General features: G+C 56.7%; 6 protein-coding genes. 4 read left to right on the plus strand and 2 right to left on the minus strand.

What is annotated here, in order from left to right; all coding sequences use genetic code 11:
* On the minus strand, positions 1–224 hold a 224-nt coding region (locus tag H6B31_RS15990; protein ID WP_204899412.1), incomplete at its 3' end, for an S-layer homology domain-containing protein.
* A 2,396-nt stretch (positions 225–2,620) separates the two neighbouring features.
* On the minus strand, positions 2,621–4,279 hold the full coding sequence (locus H6B31_RS15995; RefSeq protein WP_204899413.1) for a ribonuclease J: 1,659 nt from the start codon (positions 4,277–4,279) through the stop codon (positions 2,621–2,623).
* Between the two features lie 495 nt (positions 4,280–4,774).
* On the opposite strand from H6B31_RS15995, the gene H6B31_RS16000 reads away from it, so the two are divergent.
* The 4 genes from H6B31_RS16000 (at position 4,775) to H6B31_RS16015 (ending at position 6,996) form a co-directional block, all read left to right on the plus strand.
* A complete protein-coding gene (locus H6B31_RS16000; protein WP_204899414.1) occupies positions 4,775–4,933 on the plus strand; it encodes a hypothetical protein in 159 nt (52 codons plus the stop codon).
* On the plus strand, positions 4,896–5,228 hold the full coding sequence (locus H6B31_RS16005; RefSeq protein WP_204899415.1) for an arsenate reductase family protein: 333 nt from the start codon (positions 4,896–4,898) through the stop codon (positions 5,226–5,228). The genes H6B31_RS16000 and H6B31_RS16005 overlap by 38 nt, the downstream gene beginning before the upstream one ends.
* Before the next feature lie 70 nt (positions 5,229–5,298).
* A complete protein-coding gene (locus H6B31_RS16010; RefSeq protein ID WP_204899416.1) occupies positions 5,299–6,285 on the plus strand; it encodes a helix-turn-helix transcriptional regulator in 987 nt (328 codons plus the stop codon).
* Positions 6,286–6,321: 36 nt separating this feature from the next.
* Positions 6,322–6,996 (plus strand): response regulator transcription factor, encoded by a 675-nt coding sequence (locus tag H6B31_RS16015; protein WP_204899417.1) that lies wholly within the window; start codon positions 6,322–6,324, stop codon positions 6,994–6,996.
* The last annotated feature ends 96 nt before the right edge of the window (positions 6,997–7,092 follow it).

Here is a 7,092-nt window from a genome sequence, read left to right on the forward strand (position 1 = left end):
GCCATAATGACCGCCATCTCGTTGCGGGTGACGTTCTGATCAGGGTTGAAATCGCCGTTCTCGTCGCCGACCATGATGCCGACGGTCTGGAGAACCTCGATGGCTTCCTGATTGTCCTCAGAAGTCACGTCCGCGTAGCTCGCGGCGCTGGAGCCCATCACCATCAGGCCGGAAATCATGGCCGCGGTGAGACCCAGGCTGAGAGCACGCTTCAGGTTTCTCATTGGAATTCCTCCTTTTAAATTCAGGTTCGGAGGAAAGTTATCTGCCAAAACAAGGAAGAAACTCCCTTAAACTAGAAGAAAAAGGGACTTTTACCCAACTATGACAGCATAACTCCCCTTGCCTGTGCCCATACTATACCCCATCTTCGTGCCCGCGTCAACGGGTTACGGGAAAGTGTAACAAAACCGTAACATTGCGTCAGGATTGTTACAAAGGAGGATTTCTCTGAAATATTTCCGTAAAGTCACAAAAAAAGTTACCGTTTTTTGAGAGGCCACCCGCTTCCAGCACCTCCGGACGGCCCCGGGTGCCCCGTTTTCCGAAATTTATGCGCAAGGGGAGCACAGCCCACAGGCGGGGTTGGAAAACCCGCCCATTTTGGTACCCCGGAATGGCCTACCGATACGCTCCAAAGCCTTCTTTTTCTCCGTAGGGGCGGTGTCCTCATCGCCCGAAAGCCTTCCCCCTGGGGGGAAGGTGGCTGGCCGTCAGGCCAGACGGATGAGGGGGCGAATTTTGGAATGCCTTTGTAGGGCGCGAGAAGGTGAATTGCCCCGCAGGGGCAAGAGAAGCTGGCCTGGGCCACGACCTCGGCGCGCCGCTCCGGTTTTCGACAATTTCCCGCTGGGGGATTTCGCCGCCTGCGGGCGGCGACCTACTTTGCCCATGGCGGCAAAGTAGGCAAAACGCCACCGGGGACGGCTCCAGATGAGCACTTCGTGCTCATAGTCGCCTTTCCCCCGGACCCCCATTTACGGGGGCCGCCAATTAGGCAGCCGTGGCAGTCAACGCAAAGGCGCGGGTGGCTCAACTGACTGGTTGACCTTCTATGACCGCTGCCGCTGAGTTGTCTGGTAACCTTATGGGTATTTCTTCTATCGGTGGAGAGCGCGCCTTTGTGGCTGGCGGGGCTCAAGTTCGACTCAGGGCATCGGCGGGCGGGTGAGGACACCCGCCCCTACGGCCGGTCGCCTCCAGATTTGCCGTAGGGGCCGGTCCCACACCAGCCCGCCGGGTAAAGAGAATACGGCGGGAGGGGCACACCCCAGGGTGGCTTCTCTTGCCCCTTCGGGGCAATTCACCTTCAGCCCCTCCCCTACAGCACTACAGCACAACGCGAAATGGTCTCGTTGTTTTCGTAGGGGAGCCCCTTGGGCTCCCGCCTCATCCGTCTGGCCTTACGGCCAGCCACCTTCCCCTAAAGGGGAAGGCTTTAAAAACGCGTTCCTCTGCCTTCCCCTTTAGGGGAAGGTGCCCCCGAAGGGGGCGGATGAGGTATCCGTGTTTTGAACTAGGCATGTTGGCTCGGCAAACCCAGGCGCGGAAGTGGAATCGTGCAAGTTCTAATTTTCGGAGACCCAGGGCCCAGTGGCCCGGCGGGGATTTAGATCGTCACTCAGATTTTGCGCGCCGGAAATTCCGCTTACACTTTCAAGCTTGCGTCCCTCGTAATGGGGGACCGGGGGTAAGGCGAATATGAGCGCGAAGCGCTCATCCTGAGCCGTCCCCCGGCGATCCTTTGGTGACTTTCCCATCGCTGGGAAAGTCACTCGCCGCCCGCAGGCGGCGAAACTCCCCGCGAAAACCTCCAGAATTGGCGCGCCGAGTCGTCGCGCCCTACAAAAAGAGGAAACAACGCTCACCGCCGGGGCGGCAAAACCCCCCGCCGACGGAAAAGAATCATCTCCTACCTTATATATAATAAGGAAGCCCCCTCCAGTTGCACGCCGCCGTACACCCAAGGCGGCAATTTTTGACAAAACTCCCCTTGCATGATACAATGCAAATCGGGACGCTGTTCTGTGACAAAATGGAAGGCGGTTTTAGCCACTCCCTCCGAGAGGGGGTGAAGCGAATGCGCATTACGCTGCACATCGGAGCCTTTACGGTAACGATCGTCGTAAAACGCAGAAACCGCCACTCTGCCAAGTGACGGTTTCTGTGATCGTATAGCGTTTGCTATATAGACCATTTGAAATTTTAACGAATCAGGGCTAAAACCGTCTTGTCCAAACAGCGTCCCTTCTATTTATTATAATACCCCGCCGCCCCCCGTTTGTCAAGGGAGCGGCTCTTGTGCTTTTTGGCGAATACTGGTATAATCTCCCTAGGGACGCTGTTTGGAACAAGCGGGGCGGTTTCGCTACAACCCTCGAAAGGGGGTGTGTATATGCGGATCACATTACATATCGGACAGTTCACTGTTACGATCATTGTGAAACGCAGAAACCGCCACCCGGCACGGTGACGGTTTCTGTGCTGATATAGCAGCCGCTATATCGCAAATTTGAAATCTTCATAAATCCGGGCGAAACCGTCTTGTCCAGACGGCGTCCCTTCTATCCATTATAATATCCCGCCGCTCCCTGTTTGTCAAGGGAGCGGCGGTTTTGCTTTACACTTCCATAATCACAGGGAGGATCATAGGCGAACGCTTGGTCTTTTTATAGAGGTAGTTGGACAGGTCCCCCTTGATGGACTGCTTGATGGCGGACCAGTCGGTGGCGTACCGGGTGTCCACGTCCAGGATGGCGTCCAGCGCCACCTGGCGCAGCTCGTCCATCAGCCCCTCGGACTCCTTCACATACACAAAGCCCCGGGTGATGATGTCCGGGCCGGAGACCAGGGCCCCGTCCTCGCCGGACATGGAGACCACTACCACCACCATGCCGTCCTGGGCCAGGTGGCGGCGATCCCGCAGCACCACGCTGCCCACATCGCCCACGCCGGAGCCGTCCACAAACACCTTGCCCGCAGTGACGGTGCCCCCCAGCTTGCAGGTCTTGGGGGTGAGCTCGATCACCCGGCCGATGTCGCTGATGATGATGTGGTTGGGAGCCATGCCCATCTCCCGGGCCAGCTTGGCGTGGATCTTCAGGTGGCGCTGTTCCCCGTGGACGGGAATGAAGAACTTGGGCTTGACCAGGCCGTGGATGATCTTCAGCTCCTCCTGGCAGGCGTGGCCGGACACGTGGAGGGGCATGGCCCGCTCGTTCACCACGTCGGCCCCCTTCCGGTAGAGCTCGTTGATCACGTTGCCCATGGCGTTCTCGTTACCGGGAATGGTGGAGGCGGAGATGATGACCTTGTCCCCGGGCTGGATGTCCACCTGCCGGTGGGTGGAGAAGGCCATCCGGGAGAGCGCCGACATGGTCTCACCCTGGCTGCCGGTGGTGATGATGCACACCTTGTGCTTGGGCAGGGACTTGATCTGGTTCAGGTCCATGAGCACCCCGTCGGGGATCTTCATATAGCCCAGCTCGGTGGACACCTTCATGGCGTTCTCCATGGACCGGCCGGTGACCGCCACCTTGCGGCCGTACCGGGCCGCCACGTTGATGATCTGCTGCAGGCGGTCCACGTTAGAGGCGAAGGTGGTGACGATGATGCGCTCCTGGCAGCCCTTGAACAGGGCGTCAAAGGAGTTGCCCACGCTGCTCTCGCTGCGGGTGTAGCCCGGGCGCTCCACATTGGTGGAGTCGGCCAGCAAGGCCAGCACCCCCTCCTGCCCCAGCGCACCGAACCGGGCCAGGTCGATCATCCCTCCCTGGATGGGGGTGGTGTCGATCTTGAAGTCGCCGGTGTGGACTATGGTGCCCACCGGACACTTGATGGCGAAGGCCACCGCATCGGCGATGGAGTGGTTCACATGGATGAACTCAATGGAGAACTTGCCCGCCTGGATCACGTCCCCCGCCTCGCAGGTGATCATCTTGGTCTTGGACACCAGGTGGTGTTCCTCCAGCTTCAGCTGGATCAGACCAGCGCTCATGCGGGTGGCGTAGATGGGGGCGTTGATAGACCTCAGCACATAGGGGATGGCTCCAATGTGGTCCTCGTGGCCGTGGGTGATAAAGATGCCCCGGATCTTGCTCTGGTTCTTGATCAGATAGCTCACATCTGGGATAACCACGTCGATGCCGTACATATCGTCATCCGGGAACCCCATTCCGCAGTCCACAACCACGATGTCATTCCCGTACTCGTAGACGGTCAGGTTTTTCCCGATTTCATTCAGGCCGCCCAGCGATATGATTTTCAATTTTTCTGCCATATCAGTTTCCTTTCTCAATCTATTCTCTTAATTATGATCCATTTCATACCAGAAAACACGAGATAAGCCGCCGTGCGGCCGCACGACAACCAGGCGAAAAGGCCCCTGCCCGCAGCCCTGCCTCGCTGTGGGTCGGTAGCGGCTTTTCGCCCTCCGGTGTCCTCTTGTACTGTGCCCCGCACCTCCGTCCCGGCCTGTCTTTCTACCGGTTGGGATCTGTGCGGCTATTTAAACGCGGAGGGCGCGTCCCGCCCGGCATCCCGCGTATAAATCCAAGCGTGCGGCAGATTTCAGCTGCCGCTTCTGGATACCAAATCAATGGTATTATACCACAGTTTTCTTCATCTGTATACCTTTTCATAGGAAACTGCAAAAGTTTGTCCATCAAACCGGGGCTCCATAGAAATACACATATTCTTGAATCACCTCTTGTCCACACATGCAAAATATGGTATACTTTTTATGGAAAAATACGGATTGAAGGGAGCGAGTCCCATGGAAGAGCACAATCCAGGACAGCGATTTCTGCCGCTGTCCGTTGGCGTGCGGGCCGTTGGGCCCAGTCAAAAGATTCCGGCACAGGCCTCCCGCCGTTCTTCTTCCAACGGACAATGGCATGAATATTCAAATTTTTGGAACTTCAAAGAGCTTTGATACCAAAAAAGCCGAGCGCTGGTTTAAAGAGCGCCGCATCAAGTTTCAATCGGTGGATTTAAAGCGGTACGGCATGAGCCGAGGAGAGCTGGCCAGCGTCCGTCAGGCCGTGGGTCTTGAGGCGATGATTGATTCCAAGCATCCGGATGCCGTGATGATCTCCTACTTGGCCTCGGAGCAGGCCAAGCTTGACCATCTGTTTGAGGACCCCTCCCTGCTCAACACCCCCATCGTCCGCAATGGAAAGCAGGCGACTGTGGGCTACTGTCCTCAGATCTGGGAAACCTGGTCCTGAGCAGACCGTTTTCCCTCTGCTCTCGCAGTGAGCGGCCCATCGGTCTGAACGCTGGAAGGAGGCGGCCCCCATGGCCCGAAGCGCCAATCAAAAGCTGAAGCTGCTGTATCTGTGCCGGATTCTGATGGAGCAGACCGACGAAGATCACCCGTTGTCTGTTCAGGAGCTGATTGCCCAGCTGGCCCAGTATAACATCCAGGCGGAGCGGAAGAGCATCTATGACGATCTGGATGCCTTGGCGCGGTTCGGAGTAGATATTCAATGCCGGAAAGGACGCTCCCCGGGGTGGTTTGTAGGGGGCCGGGACTTTGAACTCCCAGAGCTGAAGCTGCTGGTGGACGCGGTCCAATCCTCCCGTTTTATCACCCGCAAGAAGAGCGACACCCTGATCCGAAAGCTGGAGCGGCTGGCCAGCGTGTACCAGGCCCGGCAGCTCCAGCGGCAGGTCTTTGTCAGCGGCCGGATCAAAGTCATGAATGAGAGCATTTATTATAATGTAGACAAGCTCCACGCCGCCATTGCCTCCAAACGCTCCATCACCTTTCAATATTTTGACTACAACATGTACCGGCAAAAGGTATTCCGACGAAACGGCAGCCGGTACACTGTCTCCCCCTATGGATTGATCTGGAACAATGATAACTACTATTTGGTGGCTTATGACAGTGAACACCGCCAGATGCGCCACTACCGCGTGGACAAAATGGCAGAAATCACCGTTACACGCCTGCCTCGAGAAGGAACAGATGAATACCCAGCCTTTGACATTGCCGCCTATGGTCAGAAACACTTTGGAATGTACAGCGGAGAGGAGATGACTGTCACCCTGAGGGCAAAGAGCTCCATGGCCGGCGTGGTTTTGGACCGCTTTGGGCTGGATATCATTCTGGTCCCGGATGGCCCAGACTACTTTACGGTCAGTATCCCTCTGGTTCTGAGTCCTCAGTTTTTCGGGTGGCTCTTTGCATTGGAGCCGGACGTCACTTTGACGGCTCCCGCCCGGGCGGTGGATGCCTACCGCCAGAAACTTTGTTCAGCTCTGGAGAAGGATCCTTAGGCGGGCAGCCCCTCAAAACAGATAGGAGGTACTTCCATGAAGCGTATCCTGGTTGTTGATAGTGACATGGCTGTACGGAGCCAGATCGGCCGTCATGCCCGCCTGGAGGGATACGAGGTTGCGGAAGCCAGCGATGGCTATACTGCGGTCGCCCTCTGCCGGCAGAACGCCTTTGATTTTGTGATTCTGGCAATTTTATTGCCGGAGTTAGACGGGTTTTCGGTTTGTCAGACGATACGCAGCTTTTCTCAGGTTCCGATCTTGATTTTGTCGGAATGCGGCGATGAAAATGATCGAATTCGCGGACTGGAGCTGGGAGCAGACGACTATATGGTCAAACCATTTTCCCCCAGAGAGCTTATGCTGAGAATTGCAGTCATCCTGAAACGCGGCCCTGTTTTGGATGCCATGCGCCCTCAGTACATCAAGCGGAATGGTATTTCCATTGATCTGACCGCCCGGCGCGTGACGGTTGACGGGCAGGCCGTCAATCTGACCCCTAAAGAATTTGACCTGCTGGCCCTGTTGGCCGGTCACCCAGATGTGGTGTTTTCCCGCAAAAAGATCCTGGATGTCGTTTGGGGAGGCGAACTTCCTGAAGACACGCGTACCCTCGACACCCATATCAAACAGGTCCGCCATGCAATCACCCCATATAGCGACCGCATCGTAACTCTGCGCGGCGTTGGCTATCGCTTTGAGAAGGAATAGTTCATAGAGTCTACCAAATGTCTACCAGGTCTACCGCCGGGAAGCCTTGCGCGCCAAGGGTTTCCGGCGGTTTCTTTTTGCTGTTTTTGGGAGGCG

It is taken from the genome of Pseudoflavonifractor capillosus (assembly GCF_016899775.1).
Lineage (GTDB): Bacteria > Bacillota > Clostridia > Oscillospirales > Oscillospiraceae > Lawsonibacter.

What these genes read in the sequence shown, in the direction of transcription:
- H6B31_RS15995 (WP_204899413.1), bottom strand. Translation starts at nt 4,279, where the DNA reads ATGGCAGAAAAATTGAAAATCATATCGCTGGGCGGCCTGAATGAAATC.
- H6B31_RS16000 (WP_204899414.1), top strand. Translation starts at nt 4,775, where the DNA reads ATGGAAGAGCACAATCCAGGACAGCGATTTCTGCCGCTGTCCGTTGGC.
- H6B31_RS16005 (WP_204899415.1), top strand. Translation starts at nt 4,896, where the DNA reads ATGAATATTCAAATTTTTGGAACTTCAAAGAGCTTTGATACCAAAAAA.
- H6B31_RS16010 (WP_204899416.1), top strand. Translation starts at nt 5,299, where the DNA reads ATGGCCCGAAGCGCCAATCAAAAGCTGAAGCTGCTGTATCTGTGCCGG.
- H6B31_RS16015 (WP_204899417.1), top strand. Translation starts at nt 6,322, where the DNA reads ATGAAGCGTATCCTGGTTGTTGATAGTGACATGGCTGTACGGAGCCAG.